We start from the raw sequence: 22,164 nt of genomic DNA on the forward strand, positions 1-22,164 counted from the left end.
GACATTCGCCTAGCGCCTCTAAACCAGCGTCTCGCCATCCTAGCGGAGCGCTCCAGATAATTCCATATCAAGATTTAAATTCTACATACAGATTTTAAATCCAGCGCGCTGTCACTTTGCTCAGAGCTGTTACCGGGCACCGCCGCGTGCCCGTCCTTTTGGTTGCGAACCGTATACAGCCAGAATTAAACATAATTTTATACTTTGTTCAATTTATGATTTACTTTTTGTAATACCCTTATCAGCAAAATCGGCAAAAAAGTCGTTTATGCCTTGTAGAACGGGCTATAGCACTAGTTACAGATGAAGCATTCTGAAAACAAAATAACCGAGGAAAATGTATGAATATCGACTTAAAGGGCAAGCGTGTCATCGTGACTGGTGCGTCACGCGGCATTGGAAGAGCGATAGCTACCGCCTTCGCCAACGATGGGGCGAAGGTAGCCATCTGCTCGCGCAATTTCGCAGACATCGCAAAGGTGGGAGAAGCTCTAGCCGAGCGCGCGGACGCAGTCATAGCACGTGCCGTTGACGTTACTGACAGTCATAACGTGCGTACCTTTGTTGCCGAGGTAGCCGAAGCCTGGGGCGGCGTTGACGTACTGGTCAACAACGCCGGCCAAGGGAAAGGCGGCGACCTGGATACCCTCACACCCGAGGACATTCTTGAACACGCTAACGTGCTGCAAATGGGCCACTTTAGATTCACCCAGGCGGTTGTGCCTCACATGCGCAAGCAGCGCTGGGGGCGCATTATAGAAATCAACGCTTTGGCCGGGACCATACCTACTCCCGAAGGCATCCCATCGGTCATCAATAGAGCCTCCTGTATCGCCCTTTCACGCTCCCTAGGCATGTCGCTACCGAAAGACAACATTCTGGTTAACACATTGAATATGGGCTGGATCGACACTGGTCAATGGGACCGCCACTTCAAAGAAATGGGTGAAGGCGTTACTCGGCAGGAATTCGATGCCATGGTAATGAAAGTGGTTCCAGCGGGCCGTTACGGCAAGCCCGAGGACGTAACGGGGATGGTTCTGTTTCTGGCAAGCGAATACGCCAGTTTCATCAGCGGTGCATCGATCGACATCGCGGGAGGGATGGGCGGTCAAATAGCCTACTACCCCACACTCAAGCGCGACTTTGCAGAGAGCATTCGACAACGGCGCGAGATGCAGAGCAGCATTTAATGAATTCGCCAGGCTCCCTGCGACAGCGACTGTTCCTATGCCAGGCTCACTCACGAGCCACAGGCATGAATCATGAACTGTTGAAAAGCGCTGCCTGGCTCGCTCATTTCTCGGCCTTGCGCCCAAATCAAGCCCAACTCCATCGAGGGCACAGCGTCGTTCAAAGGACGCACCTCAATTTTGCGGCCCTCAAGCGACCAGGCTCGGTACAGCATGTCCGACAACACGGTCACACCAAACCCGTGCGCCACCAGACCACGCAAAGACTCCACGGAGGAGGTTCGAAATGCGATCTTAGGCTCCAGCCCCTGCGCTTGCCAATAGCGCTGAACCGACTCCTCCCCCTCATCGACGGTGGGCAGGATGTAGGCATGCTCAGCAACGTCCTTCAGGGTGATCGACGCCAGCCCCATGAGCGGATGGCCGGACGCCAGCCACAACTGACGACGCGAGCGTATCAGCACGCTGGCATCCAGACCGGACAAGTCGGTCGCGTTCGAAACAACCGTCAAACCTACATCAAGCTCTCCTTGTCTGACCGAGCTCTCGATACTGACCCTGTCCATGTCGATCAAATCGATTTCCACATCGGGGTAACTGCGCTTGAAGCGCGCAAGCAGGTTGGGCAGGAAGTAACCAAGCACCGTGTAGGAGGCGCCGACGCGAACAACACCGGATACCGAGTGACTCATGAAAAATGGCTCGCTGATCGCATCCTGCAGCGTATCCAGAATGTGGCGAGCATGCTGAAAGAACTTGTTTCCTTCCGCCGTCAGGTTTACTCCGTTCGGCAAGCGCTCGAAAAGTTTCACGCCCAGTCGCTGCTCCAGCTGCATCACTGCAGTGGTCACGGCGGACTGCGAAACATGAACTGCAGCAGCGGCCTGCGAGAACTGACCGGTCTCAGACGCCGCAACGAAATAGCGCAATTGGCGCATGGAAATATCGGACCTAGACATAAATTTTTCAGATACCTGGCAGCAATTTTTAATAATTTACGATACCAAACCCAATTCATATACTCCAGCCCATCGTGTATTGCGCGCGCTGCGATACCCAATATCAGAATAAAAAGGTGTGAGTAGCCATGGGCAAATCTATCTCGCTGGATGACAAGTACACAGAGAATAGCGGTCTGCAGTTGATGACTGGTATTCAAGCACTGGTTCGGCTTCCGCTAATGCAGAAGCAGCGCGATCAGGCCAACGGGCTGAACACTGCTGGCTTTATTTCCGGCTACCGCGGCTCCCCTCTCGGCGGCCTGGACCAAGCTTTATGGCGTGCACGTAAGTATCTGGAGAAAGGCAGCACTCACTTCCAACCTGGCGTCAACGAGGAGCTAGCCGCTACCGCCCTCTGGGGAACGCAGCAGGTTAACATCTTCGAAGGGGCAACCTACGACGGTGTTTTCGGCATGTGGTACGGAAAAGGTCCCGGTGTTGATCGCTCCGGTGATGTATTCCGACATGCAAACGCTGCCGGTACCTCGCAATTCGGTGGAGTGCTTGCAGTTGCCGGCGATGATCACGGTGCCCGCTCTTCATCACTCCCGCACCAGACCGAGCACATTTTCAAGGCAGTAATGATGCCCGTACTGGCACCTTCGGGGGTGCAGGAGTATCTGGACTACGGTATCCATGGCTGGGCCATGTCACGCTACTCCGGTTGCTGGGTAGCACTTAAGGCAGTAGCGGACACTGTAGAAAGCGCTGCCATTGTCGATATTGACCCCTTTCGTGTGGAAAGCGTAATTCCTGATTTCGACATCCCCGAGGGCGGCCTGAACATTCGTTGGCCAGACCCACCGCTTGCTCAAGAGCAGCGACTACTCGAACACAAACTTTACGCCGCGCTCGCCTATGCCAAGGCAAACCGCATTGACCGCGTGGTCATGGACTCGCCCAAGGCGCGTATCGGCATTATCACGGCGGGCAAATCCTACCTGGACGTTTGTCAGGCTCTGAACATGCTTGGTATTGACGATGCCAAAGCGCAGGAGATTGGCTTGCGCGTTTACAAGGTCGGTATGGTCTGGCCGCTTGAAGCTGATGGCGTCAGGCACTTTGCCGAAGGTCTCGAAGAAATTGTGGTGGTTGAAGAAAAGCGCCACATGATCGAGTACCAAATGAAGGAGGAACTCTACAACTGGCGGGAGGACGTACGTCCGCGCATCGTCGGCAAGTTTGACGACAAAGGTGAGTGGACTATGCCGCACACCGATTGGCTACTGCCGGCGATCAACGACCTGACACCAGCGCACATTGCTCGCGCGCTGGCCAAACGAATTCTTCGTCTGCATGCAGACACCTCCCTGCAACTGCATCTAGATGATCTAGAGGCGCAGCTCACCATCAAGAGCGTACTGGGCTCGTTGATGGACCGAGTGCCGCATTACTGCTCCGGCTGCCCGCACAATATTTCGACCAAGGTGCCCGAAGGCAGTCGCGCCCTTGCCGGTATCGGCTGCCACTACATGGCTGCTTGGATCTACCCCCAAACCCAGACTTTCAGCCAGATGGGTGGCGAGGGTGTCGCCTGGATTGGGCAGGCCCCCTTCACCAAGACCAAACACGTGTTTGCCAACCTTGGGGATGGCACCTATTTTCACTCCGGTACCTTAGCGATTCGCGCTGCGGTTGCAGCGAATGTGCCGATTACCTACAAGATTCTTTACAACGATGCTGTTGCCATGACCGGCGGCCAGCCCGTGGACGGCACTCTGACAGTACCGCAAATCTCTCAGCAACTCGCTGCGGAGGGTGTCAAGCGCATTGCTGTGGTGACTGACGAGCCCGAGAAGTACAAAGCAATTCAAGGACTCGCTCCCGGCGTACCGGTGTTGCACCGAGAGAAAATGGAGGAGCTGCAGACTCAACTTCGAGAGTATCCCGGCGTCTCAGCCATCATTTACGATCAGACCTGCGCGGCCGAAAAGCGCAGACGCCGCAAGCGGGGGCAGTTTCCCGATCCAGCACGGCGGGTGATGATCAACCAGGCAGTTTGCGAAGGCTGTGGCGACTGCAGTAGTAAGTCGAACTGCATGTCCGTGGTGACGGTGAATACCGAGTTTGGTCAGAAACGCAGTATTGACCAGTCATCATGCAACAAGGATTTTTCATGCCTCTCCGGCTTCTGCCCAAGCTTCGTCACCATCGAAGGTGGCTCGCTACGTAAAGCCAAAGCGCTTACCGACCAAGCGGTTGACGAATGGAATCTGACCACGCCTAACACAGTGGCGCTCGATCAGCCTTACAGCATTCTAGTGACCGGCGTAGGTGGTACCGGTGTTGTAACAATTGGTGCCCTGCTCGGCATGGCCGCCTTCATGGAGAACAAAGGTACGCTCAACCTGGACATGGCCGGCATGGCCCAGAAAGGTGGTGCGGTCTGGTCGCATATCCGCATCGCAGCTGACCAGTCCCAACTGCATGCACCGCGTATAGCCGAAGGAGAAACCAGCTTGCTGCTCGGCTGCGACCTGGTGGTAAGTGCCAATCACGAGACCCTGGCCAAGTTGCGGCATGGGCACACTCATGCGTTGGTCAACTCGGAAGAAAGCATCACCAGCGAGTTTGTTCGTACTTTCGCAATGCAAGCTGAGAGTGGCGATCTGAAGGCGCACCCTGACCCCAAATTTCGCACACAAGGCATGTCTGCACAAATTGCAGAAGCTGTCGGCAACGACCACGCCATTTTCGTGGATGCCAGCAAAATAGCCACGGCGCTGATGGGCGACTCCATCGCGACCAATACCTTCATGCTCGGTTTTGCCTATCAGAAAGGCTGGTTGCCGGTTGGCGCTGAAGCGCTGATAGCCGCTATTGAACTGAATGGCACGGCCGTCGAGTTCAACCTCAAGGCCTTCACCTGGGGGCGCCGTACTGCGGTCCATCCCCTGCGCGTTCAAGGAATGATCGACAGCCAGGGCAAGCGCCCAGCCGAGGCGTTGTCACAGACTATTGAAGAGGTTATTCATAAACGCGTCGCTGCCCTCACCGAGTATCAGGATGCCAATCTCGCAGCACGCTATCGTGCCCGAGTGCAACAATTCCAGAGCGCTGAATCGGCCATTTCTGGTAATACCGGCGCCTTGGCTGATGCCGTCGCCCGCAACTACTACAAAGTATTGGCAATCAAGGATGAGTATGAAGTAGCTCGTCTTTATACCAATGGCGACTTCATCAAAAAAGTACAGGACAGTTTTGAGGGTGACTACAAACTCAAGTTTCACCTGGCGCCACCTGTGCTCAATAGTGCCAAGCCAGGGAAAGAACCTAAAAAGCGCAGCTACGGCCCATGGATGCTAACTGGTTTTAAACTCCTCGCTCGGATGAAGTTCCTCCGCAATTCGGTTCTGGATCCATTTGGCTACACCGCAGAACGCAAGCTCGAGCGGCAATGGCTGGAAAGCTACGAACAGCTTCTCGATCAAATCTTGGAATCACTCGACAGCGACAAGTTGCCGATTGCCATCCAGCTCGCGAGCCTTCCCGACATCGTACGCGGCTACGGCCCTGTGAAAGAGCGCTTCCTAGCGCAGGCCGAAAAACAACGCGAGAACCTTCTAAAACAATGGCGAGGAGAGCACCAAGCGCTATTCCGTGACGCCACGACACAAGAGCCAGCAGAGCGCATCAACGTCACTCAGCTGTAACGCCAATAACAAAAGGAGATAAACGTATGAGTGCAATACCTGGATTGGACTTTTTCCTCGGCGAAGAAATAGACATGCTGCGCGAATCAGTCGCTGGTTTTGCTGGCAAGGAAATCGCGCCCCGTGCGGCCGAGGCAGACCGCACTGATGAATTCCCCATGGATTTGTGGCGCAAGTTCGGCGACATGGGGCTGCTAGGTCTAACCGTGGCCGAAGAGTACGGTGGCTCCGGAATGGGCTACCTCGCACACATGATTGCCATGGAAGAAATTTCCCGGGCAGCTGGTGGTATCGGACTGTCCTATGGTGCTCACTCAAACCTCTGCGTAAACCAGATCCACCGCAATGGTAGCGAAGAACAAAAAGCCAAGTTTCTACCCAAGCTGGTATCGGGGGAGCATATCGGCGCTTTGGCAATGAGCGAGCCAAACGCCGGTTCTGACGTCGTCAGTATGAAGCTGCGTGCCGACAAGCAGGGCGACCGCTACATCCTCAACGGCACCAAGATGTGGATCACCAACGGTCCAGACTGCGACGTCCTGGTGGTCTACGCCAAAACTGATGTTGCTGCCGGCGCCAAGGGGATGACGGCCTTCATCCTCGAAACGGACACTCCCGGTTTCTCCGTTGCGCAGAAGCTGGACAAGCTTGGCATGCGCGGATCACATACCGGCGAACTGGTTTTCGACAATGTTGAAGTTCCGGAAGAGAACATTCTGGGCGGCGTTGGTGAAGGTGCCCGCGTACTCATGAGTGGCCTTGACTACGAGCGCGCGGTGCTCAGCGGTGGCCCACTGGGCCTGATGCAAGCAGCGATGGACATCGTCACGCCTTACATCCACGACCGAAAACAGTTCGGTCAAAGCATCGGCGAGTTTCAGCTCATTCAGGGCAAGGTTGCAGATATGTATACCACCCTGCAAGCCTGCCGCGCCTATCAGTACAGCGTCGGCAAGCACCTAGACGCCATGGGCAGTGGACATGTACGGCAGGTGCGCAAGGACTGTGCCGGGGTGATCCTGTATACCGCCGAAAAAGCGACCTGGATGGCTGGCGAGGCAATCCAGATTCTTGGCGGTAACGGCTATATCAACGAATACCCGGCAGGTCGCCTGTGGCGTGACGCCAAACTCTATGAAATCGGTGCCGGTACCAGCGAGGTCCGCCGTATGTTGATTGGCCGGGAGCTGTTCAATGAAACACGTTAAACAGGTGCGCGTCCCGACCTTCAGAAGCCGGCTTGCAACCCAAGGAGCGCCGGCATGAGTTCACTTAAAAGCCAGGTCAACACTCGCTCGCCGGAGTTCAGCACCAATGTGGCAGCGATGCAGGAGCTCGTGGGTAATCTTCGAGAGTTGCTAGGAAAAGTAGCAGAAGGCGGTGGCCCAGCGGCTCAAGCTCGGCATCTTTCTCGAGGCAAGCTGCTGCCCAGACAGCGCGTTGACGCCCTACTGGACCAAGGCTCACCATTTCTCGAAATCGGTCAGCTAGCCGCCCATGAGGTCTACAGCGAACAGGTGCCGGCAGCAGGGATAATTGCGGGCATTGGTCGAGTTGAAGGGGTTGAGTGCATGATCGTCGCCAACGACGCGACCGTGAAAGGCGGCTCCTACTACCCCCTTAGCGTAAAGAAACACCTAAGAGCACAGGCCATAGCACAACAAAACCGCCTCCCCTGCATTTATCTGGTCGACTCGGGCGGCGCCAACCTCCCGCGCCAGGATGAGGTATTTCCTGATCGTGAGCACTTCGGCCGCATCTTTTTCAACCAAGCCAACATGAGTGCCCAAGGCATTCCCCAGATCGCTGTGGTCATGGGGTCATGCACGGCAGGTGGAGCATACGTACCAGCGATGGCAGATGAGGCCATCATGGTGAGAGAGCAAGCAACCATCTTTCTTGCCGGCCCGCCTCTGGTCAGGGCAGCCACTGGCGAAGTGGTCAGTGCCGAAGACCTTGGCGGAGCCGATGTCCATTGCAAAACCTCGGGAGTGGCCGACCACTACGCAGAAAATGACGAACATGCGCTAGCACTGGCCCGGCGCAGTATCGCCAACCTTAACTGGCGCAAACAGGGCCAACTAAACCTCCGCGCGCCGGTGGCGCCACGTTATGCCGCGAGTGACTTGTACGGCATCATTCCTGCCGACCCGAAGCAGCCGTTTGATGTGCGCGAAATCATCGCGCGACTAGTTGACGACAGCGCTTTCGATGAATTCAAAGCCCTCTACGGAACAACCCTGGTGTGCGGCTTCGCCCACTTGCATGGGCATCCTGTCGCGGTTCTGGCCAACAACGGCATCCTGTTTGCCGAGTCTGCGCAAAAAGGCGCGCACTTCATTGAACTTGCCTGTCAGCGAGGTATTCCTCTGCTGTTTCTGCAGAATATAACTGGCTTCATGGTAGGCCAAAAATATGAAGCTGGAGGCATTGCCAAGCACGGCGCCAAACTGGTTACTGCTGTGGCCTGTGCGCAGGTTCCAAAGTTCACGGTGATCATCGGTGGAAGCTTCGGCGCCGGCAACTACGGCATGTGCGGCCGTGCGTACGACCCCCGCTTCCTTTGGATGTGGCCAAACGCGCGTATTTCGGTCATGGGCGGCGAGCAAGCTGCAGGCGTTCTGGTCCAGGTCAAGCAAGAGCAGGCGGAGCGCAGCGGCGAAACCTTCAGCGCCGAGCAAGCCAATCACCTGCGCAAACCCATCCTCGAGCAGTACGAAGAGCAGGGCCACCCCTACTACTCAAGTGCCCGCCTATGGGATGACGGAGTCATCGACCCAGCGCAAACGCGCGACATTCTCGGCTTGGCAATTTCCGCAGCATTGAATGCGCCAATCAACCAGACACGCTTCGGCGTGTTCCGGATGTGAGACCAGCCATGCCAACGGAGGAGCCAATAAGCGTGAGTGCATTTAACACCCTAGAACTTGAGATCAACGCAGGCGGCATAGCTACCGTGTGGCTAAACCGCCCCGAAAAGAACAACGCGTTCAACGCTGAAATGATCGCCGAGCTTCTGAGGGCACTTAGCGAGATTCAGATGAACGACGAACTGCGCTTCTTGATTTTGCGCGGCCGCGGCAAACATTTCTCTGCAGGTGCAGACCTTTCATGGATGCAGGCCTGCGCGCAATTGGACTACGACGCTAACCTCAATGACGCCCGCGAGCTGAGCAAACTGATGGCCAGTCTGGCCCAGCTTAAAGTTCCAACCTTGGCCGTGGTGCAGGGTGCAGCCTTCGGGGGCGCGCTGGGCCTGATCAGTTGTTGCGATATCGCCATTGGCACCGAAGACAGCCTGTTCAGCTTGTCCGAAGTGCGCATAGGTTTATTGCCGGCCGTCATAAGCCCCTATGTTGCCCAGGCGATTGGGCCACGCGCCGCCAGGCGTTACGCCCTTACGGCTGAGCGCTTTGATGGCAAGCGCGCTCAGCAGCTGGGCTTGTTGGCAGAGGCCTATCCCGCAGCTGATCTGGAAAGCGAGTTGCATGGGTGGGTTGCCAACCTGCTACTCAACAGCCCGAAAGCGATGCGCGCCACCAAGGCGCTAATGCAGCAGGTAAAGCACGGCGATCTAACGCCCGATCTGCGCAGCTACACCGAGTCGGCAATAGCCAGTATTCGCGTCAGCAAAGAGGGTCAGGAGGGACTTTCGGCCTTCCTCGACAAACGCAAGCCACAGTGGCTGCTGACCTGACTGCGCTGCCCGAGGCAAACCAAGCAATCATGTGGATAGAAGAACAATGATCAATACTCTGCTAATCGCCAACCGAGGAGAAATCGCCTGTCGCATCATGCGGACAGCTCAGCGGCTGGGCATCAAAACGGTTGCCGTACACAGCGACATCGACCAGCACGCATCACACGCCAAGCTCGCCGACATCGCAGTCAACCTGGGCGGAACCAAACCCGCAGACAGCTATCTGCGTGCCGACCGCATCATTCAGGCCGCCAAGGCCAGTGGCGCGCAAGCAATCCACCCAGGCTACGGTTTTCTTTCTGAGAACGCTGACTTCGCTCGTTCTATTGAAGCTAGTGGCCTGATTTTTGTCGGCCCACCCGCCTCGGCGATTGATGCTATGGGCAGCAAGTCCGCCGCCAAGGCCTTGATGGAAAAAGCCGGAGTACCACTGGTACCCGGTTACCATGGCGACGATCAGCAACTCGATACTTTCCGGGCTGCATCTCAGGAAATTGGCTACCCGGTACTATTGAAAGCTACCGCCGGCGGGGGTGGCAAAGGTATGAAGGTCGTTGAAAGCGAACGAGATCTGGCAGATGCGCTGGCCTCCGCTCAACGCGAAGCCCAGTCTTCCTTCGGCGACGCCCGCATGCTGGTGGAAAAGTACGTACTGCAACCCCGCCACGTCGAAATTCAGGTTTTCGCAGACCAGCACGGTAATGCCGTTTACCTGCATGAACGCGATTGTTCCATTCAAAGACGGCATCAGAAGGTGGTTGAAGAGGCGCCCGCACCAGGACTGTCGGAACAACTGCGTAAAGCGATGGGCGAAGCAGCAGTCAAGGCCGCACAGGCTATCGGCTACGTCGGCGCTGGTACCGTGGAGTTTTTGCTGGATGCACGTGGCGAGTTTTTCTTTATGGAGATGAACACCCGCCTGCAGGTAGAGCACCCGGTTACCGAAGCCATTACCGGTCAGGATCTTGTAGCTTGGCAACTGCGCGTCGCTCAAGGCGAGCCACTGCCAATGACTCAAGAGCAAATTCCACTACACGGCCACGCCATTGAAGTTCGGCTGTACGCCGAAGACCCTGATCAGGATTTTCTACCTGCCAGCGGCACCCTCACCCTTTATCGTGAACCGAGTACCGGCCGTGGCCGCAGAGTCGATAGCGGCGTCAGTGAAGGCGATAGCATCTCTCCTTTTTATGACCCAATGCTCGCGAAGTTGGTTGCTTGGGGCGAGACCCGTGAGCAGGCGCGTCTCGAGTTGCTGGATATGTTGCGCAATACCTCAGTAGCCGGGGTAAAAACCAACCTGCGCTTTCTGGAAAAAATCTTAGCCCATCCGGCCTTCGCCGCGCAGGAGCTGGATACCGGATTCATTGCAAAACACACTGCGCAGCTACTGCACAAGCCTGCAGAGCTGGACAGTAGCTTCTGGAACCTAGCAGCCAAAGCTTGGTTGCTTACCCGCCCAGCGGGTGACGACTGCCCGACGCCTCCCGCCCTTTGGCAACAACTGCCTGGCTGGCGCGCAGGCTTGCCAACGCAAAGTCGGCTACATTTGCGCTGCGCCGAGTTAGATCAGGTTTTCTCTAGCGTTAGCCTCAACAACGCCAGCTATTGTCCCAACAGTGAGCTGCTGACGATTGATGAAGGAGCGCAGAAGGTTCGCTACCGTGCGGTACGCAAAGGTGCAGACCTTTACCTCAACTGGCATGGCGCTTGGCAACAGATCAACACCTATGACCCAATCGAAGAAGCGGGTCACGCTCAGCAAAGTGCGGGCGGCCTGCAAGCGCCTATGAACGGCAGCGTGGTTCGAGTAATGGCGACAGTGGGGCAGCAAGTGGAAGCAGGCGCGCCGTTGCTAGTTCTTGAAGCAATGAAGATGGAGCACAGTATCCGTGCCCCAACAAACGGGCGGGTAAAAGCTGTGTTTTGCGGTGAGGGCGATCTGATCTCGGAAGGCACCATGCTGGTGGAGATGGAGGAGTCGGAATGAGCCTACCTGCTAAGGTCAAGCTGGTGGAGGTAGGCCCCCGCGATGGCCTGCAGAATGAGTCCCACCCGGTCAGCAGCGCTGACCGCATCCGACTGATCAACGACCTTGGTGCTGCCGGCCTACCCGTGATCGAAGTCGGCAGTTTTGTATCGCCAAAGTGGGTACCCCAGATGGCGGGGTCAGAGCAGGTTTTCGCCGGAATAAACCGTTATGCAGGCAGTACCTACACCGCGTTAACACCCAATATGAAAGGCTTTGAACAGGCCCTGACTGCTGGCGCCCAAGAGGTAGCAGTGTTTGCTGCTGCATCCGAGGGCTTCTCACAGAAAAACATCAACTGCTCAATCAGCGAAAGTCTCCAACGATTCGAGCCTGTTCTGGCCGCGGCCGCGCAAGCCGGTATTCGGGTGCGTGGATATGTTTCCTGTGTGCTCGGCTGTCCTTATGACGGAGACGTTCCAGCTTCACAGGTGGCAGCGGTTGCTCGTGAGCTTTACGCCATGGGCTGCTACGAAATTTCCTTGGGCGACACCATTGGCACCGGCACTCCTGGCGCCACCCGCCAGTTGATTGCCCGCGTATCAGATGTGGTACCCCATGCTGCGCTAGCTGGGCATTTTCACGACACCTACGGCCAGGCTTTGGCAAATATCTACGCCAGCCTGCTCGAAGGTGTGCAGGTATTCGACAGTTCGGTAGCAGGGTTGGGTGGCTGCCCCTATGCCAAGGGCGCCACCGGCAATGTTGCCAGTGAAGACGTCGTGTACCTGCTGAATGGGCTGGGGATTGATACCGGTATTGATCTCGGCTCTCTGATAGAAGCTGGCAATCGGATTAGCGAGACTCTGGAACGCCCCAATGGATCAAGGGTTGCCAGAGCGAAAAACAAGCAACACGCATAGCGCAATTTTCAAGTTTCAACGGCACGAGGAGTAGCAATAACAATGAACAAAATTTATCCCAATGCCCATCACGCCCTAGAGGGGCTGATAGACGATGGAATGACCTTGGCAGTTGGCGGGTTTGGCCTCTGCGGCATACCGGAAGCGCTCATTGAAGCCTTGCGTGATTCCGGCAAGAAACACCTTACCGTCATCAGTAACAACGCTGGTGTAGACGGCTTTGGTTTGGGCCTGCTACTTGAAACGCGCCAGATTCGCAAAATGGTTTCGTCGTATGTTGGCGAGAACAAGGAGTTCGAGCGCCAGTATCTGTCTGGCGAACTGGAGCTTGAGTTCACACCACAGGGCACTCTGGCTGAAAAGCTGCGGGCCGGTGGCGCAGGAATTCCCGCCTTTTACACCAAGACCGGCTACGGCACGCTGATTGCAGAAGGCAAGGAAACGCGCCAGTTCAAAGACGAGTGGTACGTCATGGAGACGTCGCTGACCGCAGACGTGGCATTGATCAAGGCATGGAAAGCGGACAAATCAGGCAACCTCGTCTTCAACAAAACAGCTCGCAACTTCAATCCGCTTGCTGCGACTGCCGGCAAGGTGTGCATCGTTGAAGTAGAAGAAATTGTTGAAATTGGCGAGCTGGACGCCGACCAGATTCACCTGCCGGGCATCTATGTCCAGCGCATGGTACTTAATACCTCACCCGAAAAACGCATCGAAAAACGCACTACACGGAGCGCCTGATCATGGCTTGGACACGTGAACAAATGGCACAGCGCGCTGCGCAAGAACTGTCAGATGGCTTCTATGTCAACCTGGGTATTGGCTTGCCAACACTGGTCGCCAACTACATTCCCACAGGTATGGACGTTTGGCTACAAAGTGAAAATGGTCTACTCGGCATCGGCCCCTTCCCTCTGGAAAACGAGGTTGATCCGGACCTGATCAACGCTGGCAAGCAAACGGTCACCAGCTTGCCAGGCAGCAGTTTCTTCGACAACGCAGAATCCTTTGCAATGATTCGAGGCGGGCACATCAACCTAGCCATCCTTGGCGCGATGCAGGTCTCACAGCAAGGCGATCTCGCCAACTGGATGATTCCCGGCAAGATGGTAAAGGGCATGGGCGGTGCCATGGACCTAGTCGCTGGCGTCAAACGTGTGGTGGTGCTCATGGAACACTGCGCAAAAGACGGGAGCCCTAAGATCCTCGAGAACTGTGACCTTCCCCTTACCGGGTTAGGCGTGGTCAATCGGATCATTACCGATCTTGCTGTCATGGACATCACAGACACGGGACTGGAGCTTGTAGAGCTTGCGCCGGATATCTCGATAGAGCATCTACAAAACGTTACCGGCTGCGCTCTGCAGGTAGACCGTTTCCAAAGTAAATACTGACCTGCACTGACAGGTAACTCGGATTTGCCTTGCTGCTGCCCCTTGCTGCGAGGCAAATGCTGCCCGTTGGAACATTTACGTGGCTCAACCTTCGGGAGGCCACGTTTTTTTTGGAGAATCAATATGCAAGATGTTGTAATCATTGCTGCCAAACGTACCGCCATTGGCAGCTTTCAAGGATCACTGGCTAGTATATCCGCAGTGGAACTGGGCAGCACTGTCATTCGCGCCTTGCTCAGCACAAGTGGCGTTGATGCTGCCGACATTGACGAGGTTATCATGGGTCAAGTGCTCAGTGCCGGATGCGGACAGAATCCCGCTCGTCAGTCGGCCATTAACGCAGGGCTGCCCTTTTCAACGTCGGCAATGACGTTGAATAAACTATGTGGCTCCGGCCTGAAAGCGGTGCATATGGCGGTGCAAGCGATTCGCTGCGGCGACGCAGAAGCCGTAATTGCAGGCGGCATGGAAAGCATGAGCCTGGCGCCCTATGTGCTACCCAAGGCCCGCACCGGCTTGCGGATGGGCCATGCCGAGCTGCAAGACAGCCTACTTAAAGACGGTTTGATTGATGCCTTTAATGACTACCACATGGGCATCACTGCGGAAAACCTGGCTGACCAGTACCAACTGAGCCGAGCGGACCAGGATGCCTACGCACTGATATCCCAGCAGCGCGCTGCTGCGGCTATCAAGGCGGGGCGCTTCAAGAGTGAAATTGCCCCCGTACCAATACCTCAACGCAAAGGCGACCCTGTTCTCTTTGAAATCGATGAGCAGCCCCGCTCAGCAACCACCGCGGACAGCCTTGCCGGGTTGCGTCCTGCTTTCAAGAAAGAAGGCAGCGTAACGGCAGGCAATGCCTCGACCCTGAATGACGGCGCGGCAGCTGTGCTACTGATGTCGGCCAAGCGCGCAGAAGCATTGGGGCTGCCTGTTCTGGCCCGAATCAAAGGCTATGCGAGTGCCGGCGTGGATCCGGCGATCATGGGCATTGGGCCGGTGCCGGCCAGCAAACGCTGTTTGGCGAAAGCCGGCTGGACCCTGGATCAACTGGACCTGATTGAAGCCAACGAGGCTTTCGCCGCCCAGTGCCTCTCTGTAGGCAAGGAGCTGCAATGGGATATCGACAAGGTCAATGTGAACGGAGGCGCTATCGCCTTGGGGCACCCGATCGGCGCATCGGGCTGTCGAGTGCTGGTAACACTGCTGCATGAAATGGCGCTACGGGACGCCAAGAAAGGACTGGCCACCTTGTGCATAGGTGGTGGCCAGGGAGTGGCACTAGCCGTAGAGCGCGACTAGATAAAAGTCGCGCTATGCTCCGCTGAAGGCCAGCGGAGCATCACCTTGGGACGGCTCCACCCTGATGGGGATGTACTTCGACACCGGCGTACTGCTCCCAACACCGTAACTATCCAGCGGCACCAAGGGGTTCACTTCCGGGTAGTAGGCCGCTGCCTGTCCTAGAGGAATATCGTAGGGCAGTACTCGAAAACCTCGCACGCGTCTTTCGACGCCATCATTCCAGATCGACACCATGTCGATTTTGGCACCAGCAATCAATCCTAATCTATCGATGTCGTGTTGGTTGACGAAAACAATATCTCGCTGTCCCGTCACGCCGCGGTAGCGATCATCCAGCCCATAGATGGTGGTGTTATATTGATCGTGCGAGCGCAGACTCTGCAGGATCAGGTCATGCTTTTCACCGGACGACCTGACCGCTTCCGGTAGCAAATCTGCTGGCAAGTCACTGGCAATGAACCTCGCCTTACCGCTATCCGTGCGCCAACAACGTGTAGCCACCGTATTAGCAAGGTGGAAGCCACCCGGGCTTTGCAGCCGCTGCTCAAAATGCTCGAAGCCTGGAACACAGGCGCTAATAGCGGCACGGATAGTCCGATAGTCGTCCCGCATGGCTTGCCAATCAACAATGCGATCACCCAACGTTGCTCTCGCCATTCCAGCAATAATCCATGGTTCAGACTTCATTCCCTCAGAGAGCGGCTCTAGCTGGCCAAATGATGCATGCACCATGCTGAACGAATCTTCCACGGTAACGCATTGGTGGCCAGAGGCTTGACGGTCAATATCCGTTCGGCCCAGGCACGGCAAGATCAGCGCATCATTGCTCACCATTAAATGGCTGCGGTTCAGCTTGGTACTGATCTGTACATTGAGCGCGCAGCGGGACAAAGCGGCATGAGTTACCCTGCTGTCCGGTGTTGCCTGGGCAAAATTCCCACCCAACCCGATGAAAACTTTTGCCCTCCCCTCCAACAACGCCTTGATTGCTTCTACTGTGTTATGGCCTGGCTTGCGCGGAGGGCTGAAACCAAAGTATTCCTGCAAGCGATCCAGAAACGCAGGGCTAGGTCGCTCATCGATGCCCATTGTTCTATCGCCTTGCACGTTACTGTGGCCCCGAACCGGACACACGCCGGAACCAGCGCGGCCAATGTTTCCTCGCAATAGCTGCAGGTTCACAATTTCCTGAATTGTCGCTACACCGTGATGGTGTTGGGTTATCCCCATTGCCCAGCAGAAAATAGTGTTTCCGGCATCGCAAAAAAGCCGCGCCGCCTGCTCTATCTCGTCTAGGCGGAGACCGGACTGAGCAACTACATCAGCCCAATCAGTTGTATCCAGCACGGCGATATAATCCTGAAAGCCACTGGTCTGAGAAAGTATGAACGCCTCATCAAATACACCCTCCAGACGATACCGCTGAGCTTCACGCTGCCACTGCAGCATGTACTTGGCCATCCCGCGCAGTACCGCGAGATCGCCACCCAGAGCTGGCCGAAAATAAGCGGTGTGCATCGCGTCAGCGCTATTGCTCAGCATTCTCGCCATGCTTTGCGGATGCTGAAAGCGTTCTAGCCCGCGCTCTTTCAGCGGATTGAAGCAAACCACCTGTGCTCCGCGGCTTACTGCATCGCGTAAGGGCTCTAGCATTCTTGGATGGTTGGTTCCCGGATTCTGGCCCAGCACAAAAATTGCGTCAGCTTGCTCAAAGTCGGCAAAGGTGACCGTGCCTTTGCCGGTGCCAAGACTCGCCCCCAAGGCAACTCCACTCGCCTCATGACACATGTTGGAGCAGTCAGGAAAGTTGTTGGTACCAAATATGCGAACGAATAACTGATATAGGAAAGCCGCCTCATTACTGGCCCGCCCAGAGGTGTAAAACTCTGCCTCGCCTGGTGAATCCAAGGCATTCAGATGCTGCCCGATAAGCGCAAAGGCATCGTCCCAACTGATAGGCACGTAATGATCGCTGTCTCGGTCATAGCGCATCGGCTCGGTCAACCGACCTTGATACTCTAACCAGTAATCCGTTTGCCGGCGCAGTTGCGCAACACTATGCCGTGCAAAGAAATCAGCATCAACTTTTCGGGAGGTTGCCTCCCAGTTCACCGCCTTGGCGCCATTCTCACAAAACTTCACTCGCCCTGTGCCGGGCTCTTCTCCCCAAGCGCACCCAGGACAATCAAAACCTCCGTGCTGATTAGCCTTCAACAGCGCACGAATATTCTTGATTGGTTGACTACTGCCCAACCAGGCATTGGTAACACTGTGCAACGCACCCCAGCCTGCCGCCGGCCCCGTATAACGTTTAAATTTTTCCCTGCCGGCTTTTGGCGTACTCATACTGGCTCCGGACTATAGACTCTGGGAGCGCTAGAACGCGGTATGTGCACAAGGTTCAAATTGCAGTAGCGAGCCCAGGAAACACTAATGTCGGTTGGAGCTGACAAGGTGGCAAGGGTAGAAAACCCTGCGCGCACCGCTTTCTGTATCAGCTCAAGGCTGCAGCGGCTGGTGACCACCACAAAACCATTGCTTGGGAGAAGCTGATCGTTTAGCAGCGCGCCAATCAACTTGTCCATGGCGTTGTGCCGCCCCACATCCTCACGACAAAGCCTGATCTCGCCCCTTTCATCCACATAGAGCGCGGCATGCAACGCACCAGTCTGTTTGGCCAGTAGTTGGTGGCTGGCCAGACAAGAACGTAACTTGCTCAGGTGCTGGGCTGGAGGCAACGCTCGTGCGGGATGAGCCGGCAAGTCCGGTAGCGCGTTGGCAAGTGACTCTACTCCACACAGGCCGCAGCCGGTAGACCCTGCTTGCGATCTGCGTAGCTGCTTGATCTTGGTGAAAGCGCGCTGACTTACATTTATCTGCAACTCAATACCAACAAGGCCCTGGGTAATCTCTACGCCATAGATACAAGCTGCATCCTTTATCAAGCCGCTGCCAATGCTATAGCCGATCGCTAAGTCTTCAAGATCAAAAGGGCTTGCCATCATGACAGCCTGACTGATGCCGTTATAGACGAAAGCAACAGGCACCTCTTCAGGTAAAAAAATCGAGGCAGTACCTTTTTGACCACCTAGCTCGGTGTACGAATGAAGCTGCGGATGGGCTGCTTGAAAACCTGACTGATTATTGGATGAATAAGGCAAGGCGGGGCACCTCTAGCTCAATACGAGCATAATGGGACTCTCGACCATTCTTTTGACAGAATGGAAATCTTATTTCAGAATAATAACCCATCACAGAACACACAGACACCCTGAAAAACGAAAGCTATTGCTTCGTGCTTTAGACCCACGGTCACAGCCAACCTGTCGCCCCAAGGAAAACAATCATGAAAGCAGCTGTTATTAATGAACGCGGCGCATTGCCCGTCATTCAAGACTTCAAAGATCCTGCACCACAAGAAGGTTCTGTACTTATCAATGTAGACACTGCCGGCTTGGGTGGCTGGGATGTGCTTGGCGCCTACCGTCTGGGTGTTGAGTACCCCTGCGTCATTCGAGGCGAAGGTGTTGGCCGTAACGCTGAAGGCACGCGCGTTTACTTTGGTGAACGGTCGGTATTGCCTTTTGGAGCTTGGGCGGAAAAGACTCTGGTGCCAGCGGAGGAGGTTTGGGAGGTACCTGACCACATCGATGACCGTACCGCTATCACCATGGGCATAGCGGCCACGGGCGCACTCGTTCCTCTCGAAGCGGCGAATATCAAACAGGGTGAGACCGTCCTGATACTCGGCGGGACAGGAACCCTGGGGCAGATAGCGCTGCAACTGGCCCGTTACCTAGGCGCCGGGAAAGTTGTGGCTGCCGGGCGCAGCGCAAAAGCCCTGGCAAGACTCACTGAGCGCGGCATCGCGGATGGCGTCGTTTGCCTGAAAGGTGATGAAAGCGACATACAGGCTCTGAAGAGCGAGGCTGGCGAAGGCTATGACGTGGTTCTGGATTTGGTGTGCGGTCAGCCTCTCCTCTATGCATTGAAGGCCTGCCGTTGGGGCGCAAGGATAATGACAATAGGCACTGGTGCTGGCCGTCAGATCAACCTGGATATCGCCGACTTGCTGTTCAAAACCCTGTCATGCATCGGCACCGGACAAAGGCCGCCTGCAGACCGCCAGAAAATTTGGCAGCGACTGCTGAAAATATCTCAGGAACAAAACATCACCGTGGACTACTCGGAGTTCTCTTTCTCCGATACGTCAGATGCATGGCAAGCCCAGCAGGCCGGCCCCCACGCAAAAATTTACGCGAAGCTGAAGTAGCTATTTTCGCATCTCGAACTGACGACCCTTTCTCCTAGGGAGTAATCGCCTCGCGGCGTGCGCTCCCTTTTTTCGACATACAGAGTAAAACAACACCTGCATCGATCTTATGGCAGGCTCTGGCTGCTTAGGCGTTAAATCAAAATGCTGTTTGAACGATGCAAAACAGCAGGTATCCCTGGGCTGCTCCACAATTCAAATCTACGCTCTCCTTTCAAGCAAACTCCGGATAGATTCCAACAAAAAGCACGGTTCAAATTCCTGAAAGGGAGTTGAACCTATATTATGCGTGCTCAACTTTCAGGCGGGCCATTTTCAAAACATTCTTGACAGCCCGTCAAGAATGCATACGATTACACACAGTCTTTGTGAGATATACCAAATCCAAGTTTCACGCAAAATATCGCTGAGAGCCCCGTAATAGAGCCTTTTAACGCCTATAAGGCCCGCTCCCCCCGGCTCCACCAAATAAGCCCCTGAAAACGTTGAAGTTTTCGGGGGCTTTTCTATTAGAGTGTCAAAAAAGTGTCGAAACTGGTTAGGCTGGCGAAGTATAGAGCCAAAACCTTAGCTCGGCAGGGCACCTGCAGTCTTCAACAATGCCTCATAGCTGGACGGAACCTTACCTGAACGCAGCATACGCTCGAATACGGCGTACACATCAGTACGGGCACCGGCTTGACGAAGGGTTAGCTCATCATTGAGCCAAACGTAAATGATGCTCTTGGGAGCTTGGCTGCTAAAGCGAAAGAAAAGGCGGTAACGGTTAGGCAAAGCGCTTTTGACTCGACGCCAATCACGATTCTGTTTGCCCAGGGTGTTCCCTAGCAGAAACTGGGCGTGCGCGGGATCCGCAGGAACACGCTCACGAATGGCCTTATCAACCTTCTCAAAAAGCTTGTAAACCGGATGATCGAGATAGTCGTCAGGACTTTTCTGCATAATCGCCTCAACCTCTGAGACGATATCTTCCAAACGACCTACAAAGAGAGGATGACCGAACAGCCCCCAGCCATTGACGACCGCAACATTCCCTGTGTGCACTCTCGGCCCTCAGCCCTCTAGAAGCTCTGTCTCTTGGCGCTTCTTCTCTGCCTGTTCACGAATACGAGCCATGCGGTCGAGCAGACCTACAGGAATGGGAGCAATTTGCTCTGGGTTCTGCTCGATATCCTGACGAAGAAGACCAAGGAAAGCAGTTTTTTCATCAGACTGAGCTCGAAATTTGGTAAGCGAGACAATCTTAGACATCTTTCCTCCTCAGGCTACCAGCCTGTATGAAATTCGGCACCGCCGAACTCTTCCCATATGCTGACTATAGACCATCAGTGTTAGCCATAGAGCAAAGGGCAAAAAACCAGCTATGCGCTGGCTGATCGGCAGAAGGATTCGAAGAAAACCCAGCCGAATGGACCAGCGATTATGTAGAAAAGGTACCATAAACGCAACATATAGGCCGGTAACGGGCAAGAAAGCGTGTTTTGGTACCGTATTTTGGACCGTAGCATAGCGGCAGCGTTCATTTATAGAGCAGCCGAAGGCATGCGAGGGGCCAACGCAACAGCTTCAGTAAAATGTCCAGGAGCAAGGTGCGCATACCGCATCGTAACGACGACAGTCGAATGCCCTAGGATTTTTTGCAGGGTCAGGATATTCCCGCCGTTCAGCATGAAGTGACTGGCGAAGGTATGCCGTAGAACATGTACGGCCTGCCCTTTCGGTAGCTCAATCGTAGTTCTAGCCAGTGCTCGCCGGAATGAGGTAATGGCCGAGGTAAACGGGCCATGCTGACGCCAGTGCTTAAGCAGCAGTGTTTGCAGGTCGGCAGAGATCGGACAGCTCTGGCCTTCCCGCTATTGGTGCTACTGAAGGTAATCACGCCATTTCTGACCGAGGTAGGGCCGGATCTTTCGGCCTCAGACCAACGTGCCCTAGTGGACAGGCAGATCATCACTATCGGCTCAACGTGTGGGTTATCGCAGCCTTACCGTATGGCGTCCATCAGCTCGGCTATCTGGTCGTCAATTCCGCCAGCCGACGACGGTCGGCGGCTTCGGTGACCAATCAGTGCTTGCTGGATCAACTTGGCTCGGCAAGCCGCCTCAAAGCGAAGGGCCTCAGCCTTGGTTTTGAGTGTCTTGCGTAGGCCCTTCCCTTCAGCGGGTTCAACGTCCGCTTTCCAACGGCCAGCAGCTTGCCTGGCAATCGCCGTCAGGCCGCCCTGCCCCCTCTAACCTGGCATTGCTGAGCAGGTCCCGGATATGGCGAGAGATCGCCCGTTTGCCCATATCACTTGCCGCAGAGCGGCCAGGAGCCACAGGCCAGAATGCCCATTCCAGCTCTGGCAGAACAAAAGCTGTGCATATCCACGGCCTCGCCGGTACTGAGCCAAGTGGAGGCCATGGCGGACTGCTGAATATGGGCATTGTGGTAGGCACGCTTGATAAAGCAAACGCCTTGAGCCAGGTATCAGGAAAGCACCGTATACCAGCCTAAGGGAGCCGCTACCGAACAGCTCCAAGCAAACTCGTTAGCCGGCACTCCAATAAAACATACAAAAAATTTACGCCCTGCGACGTCCTCAATCTAGAGCCTTTACCCCTCCCATTCCTACGCTGACCGCACGACCTAACCGTGGAGTAGTTCGCTATGAGTACCGTGCTGTTGCTGGTGTCACTGGCACTGATTATCTACCTGGGAGCCGTCATGCTCGCACCGGAGAAGGGTGGTGGTGGTCTCAATGACCAAGT

The 22,164-nt window shown here is 55.4% G+C and carries 18 protein-coding genes; 12 read left to right on the top strand and 6 right to left on the bottom strand.

What is annotated here, in order from left to right; genetic code table 11:
• The first annotated feature begins 341 nt into the window (after positions 1 to 341).
• Positions 342 to 1,193, top strand: a complete 852-nt coding sequence (locus tag CNQ84_RS17845) for an SDR family oxidoreductase (RefSeq protein ID WP_096006179.1) — start codon at positions 342 to 344, stop codon at positions 1,191 to 1,193.
• 50 nt (positions 1,194 to 1,243) lie between these two features.
• Here CNQ84_RS17845 and CNQ84_RS17850 read toward each other — a convergent pair whose 3' ends face one another.
• Positions 1,244 to 2,131: a LysR family transcriptional regulator gene (locus tag CNQ84_RS17850; protein ID WP_096006180.1), complete on the bottom strand. Its 888-nt coding sequence runs from the start codon at positions 2,129 to 2,131 to the stop codon at positions 1,244 to 1,246.
• 149 nt (positions 2,132 to 2,280) lie between these two features.
• Here CNQ84_RS17850 and CNQ84_RS17855 point away from each other — a divergent pair, with 149 nt between their 5' ends.
• The 9 genes from CNQ84_RS17855 to CNQ84_RS17895 all read left to right on the top strand — a co-directional run bounded on the left by CNQ84_RS17855 (position 2,281) and on the right by CNQ84_RS17895 (position 15,138).
• Complete coding sequence (locus CNQ84_RS17855) at positions 2,281 to 5,847, top strand: indolepyruvate ferredoxin oxidoreductase family protein (protein WP_096006181.1); 3,567 nt, start codon at positions 2,281 to 2,283, stop codon at positions 5,845 to 5,847.
• A 26-nt stretch (positions 5,848 to 5,873) separates the two neighbouring features.
• Positions 5,874 to 7,055, top strand: coding sequence for an isovaleryl-CoA dehydrogenase (locus tag CNQ84_RS17860; RefSeq protein ID WP_096006182.1), 1,182 nt, complete (start codon positions 5,874 to 5,876; stop codon positions 7,053 to 7,055).
• A gap of 54 nt (positions 7,056 to 7,109) precedes the next feature.
• Positions 7,110 to 8,717, top strand: coding sequence for a carboxyl transferase domain-containing protein (locus tag CNQ84_RS17865; RefSeq protein ID WP_096006183.1), 1,608 nt, complete (start codon positions 7,110 to 7,112; stop codon positions 8,715 to 8,717).
• An 8-nt stretch (positions 8,718 to 8,725) separates the two neighbouring features.
• Complete coding sequence (locus CNQ84_RS17870; RefSeq protein WP_425439980.1) at positions 8,726 to 9,544, top strand: gamma-carboxygeranoyl-CoA hydratase; 819 nt, start codon at positions 8,726 to 8,728, stop codon at positions 9,542 to 9,544.
• A 46-nt stretch (positions 9,545 to 9,590) separates the two neighbouring features.
• Positions 9,591 to 11,537 (top strand): acetyl/propionyl/methylcrotonyl-CoA carboxylase subunit alpha, encoded by a 1,947-nt coding sequence (locus CNQ84_RS17875; RefSeq protein WP_096006185.1) that lies wholly within the window; start codon positions 9,591 to 9,593, stop codon positions 11,535 to 11,537.
• Positions 11,534 to 12,439 carry a hydroxymethylglutaryl-CoA lyase gene (locus tag CNQ84_RS17880; RefSeq protein WP_096006186.1) on the top strand — a complete coding sequence of 302 codons (906 nt, stop codon included), beginning with the start codon at positions 11,534 to 11,536 and terminating at the stop codon, positions 12,437 to 12,439. The genes CNQ84_RS17875 and CNQ84_RS17880 overlap by 4 nt, the downstream gene beginning before the upstream one ends.
• A 42-nt stretch (positions 12,440 to 12,481) precedes the next feature.
• Positions 12,482 to 13,180: a CoA transferase subunit A gene (locus tag CNQ84_RS17885; RefSeq protein ID WP_096006187.1), complete on the top strand. Its 699-nt coding sequence runs from the start codon at positions 12,482 to 12,484 to the stop codon at positions 13,178 to 13,180.
• Between the two features lie 2 nt (positions 13,181 to 13,182).
• A complete protein-coding gene (locus CNQ84_RS17890) occupies positions 13,183 to 13,833 on the top strand; it encodes a CoA transferase subunit B (RefSeq protein WP_096006188.1) in 651 nt (216 codons plus the stop codon).
• Positions 13,834 to 13,956: 123 nt separating this feature from the next.
• Complete coding sequence (locus CNQ84_RS17895; RefSeq protein WP_096006189.1) at positions 13,957 to 15,138, top strand: acetyl-CoA C-acetyltransferase; 1,182 nt, start codon at positions 13,957 to 13,959, stop codon at positions 15,136 to 15,138.
• A gap of 12 nt (positions 15,139 to 15,150) precedes the next feature.
• Here CNQ84_RS17895 and CNQ84_RS17900 read toward each other — a convergent pair whose 3' ends face one another.
• Positions 15,151 to 17,487 (bottom strand): FdhF/YdeP family oxidoreductase, encoded by a 2,337-nt coding sequence (locus CNQ84_RS17900; protein WP_096006190.1) that lies wholly within the window; start codon positions 17,485 to 17,487, stop codon positions 15,151 to 15,153.
• On the bottom strand, positions 17,484 to 18,302 hold the full coding sequence (gene fdhD, locus CNQ84_RS17905) for a formate dehydrogenase accessory sulfurtransferase FdhD (protein WP_096006191.1): 819 nt from the start codon (positions 18,300 to 18,302) through the stop codon (positions 17,484 to 17,486). The genes CNQ84_RS17900 and fdhD overlap by 4 nt, the downstream gene beginning before the upstream one ends.
• Before the next feature lie 185 nt (positions 18,303 to 18,487).
• Here fdhD and CNQ84_RS17910 point away from each other — a divergent pair, with 185 nt between their 5' ends.
• Entirely contained in the window at positions 18,488 to 19,414 is a 927-nt protein-coding gene (locus tag CNQ84_RS17910; RefSeq protein ID WP_096006192.1) for a quinone oxidoreductase family protein, read from the top strand.
• Positions 19,415 to 19,981: 567 nt separating this feature from the next.
• Here the strand turns inward: CNQ84_RS17910 and CNQ84_RS17915 are convergent.
• From CNQ84_RS17915 to CNQ84_RS21180, 3 genes are all read right to left on the bottom strand, one after another.
• On the bottom strand, positions 19,982 to 20,458 hold the full coding sequence (locus CNQ84_RS17915) for a type II toxin-antitoxin system YhaV family toxin (protein WP_096006193.1): 477 nt from the start codon (positions 20,456 to 20,458) through the stop codon (positions 19,982 to 19,984).
• Positions 20,459 to 20,467: 9 nt separating this feature from the next.
• Positions 20,468 to 20,665: an AbrB/MazE/SpoVT family DNA-binding domain-containing protein gene (locus CNQ84_RS17920; RefSeq protein ID WP_096006194.1), complete on the bottom strand. Its 198-nt coding sequence runs from the start codon at positions 20,663 to 20,665 to the stop codon at positions 20,468 to 20,470.
• A gap of 272 nt (positions 20,666 to 20,937) precedes the next feature.
• Entirely contained in the window at positions 20,938 to 21,246 is a 309-nt protein-coding gene (locus CNQ84_RS21180) for a tyrosine-type recombinase/integrase (RefSeq protein WP_425439981.1), read from the bottom strand.
• Positions 21,247 to 22,063: 817 nt separating this feature from the next.
• Here CNQ84_RS21180 and CNQ84_RS21185 point away from each other — a divergent pair.
• Positions 22,064 to 22,164 (top strand): potassium-transporting ATPase subunit F (locus CNQ84_RS21185; protein ID WP_133065920.1); only part of this gene is annotated, 101 nt, incomplete at its 3' end.

Origin of the sequence: Pseudomonas abyssi, from assembly GCF_002307495.1 — a bacterium.
Lineage (GTDB): Bacteria > Pseudomonadota > Gammaproteobacteria > Pseudomonadales > Pseudomonadaceae > Halopseudomonas > Halopseudomonas abyssi.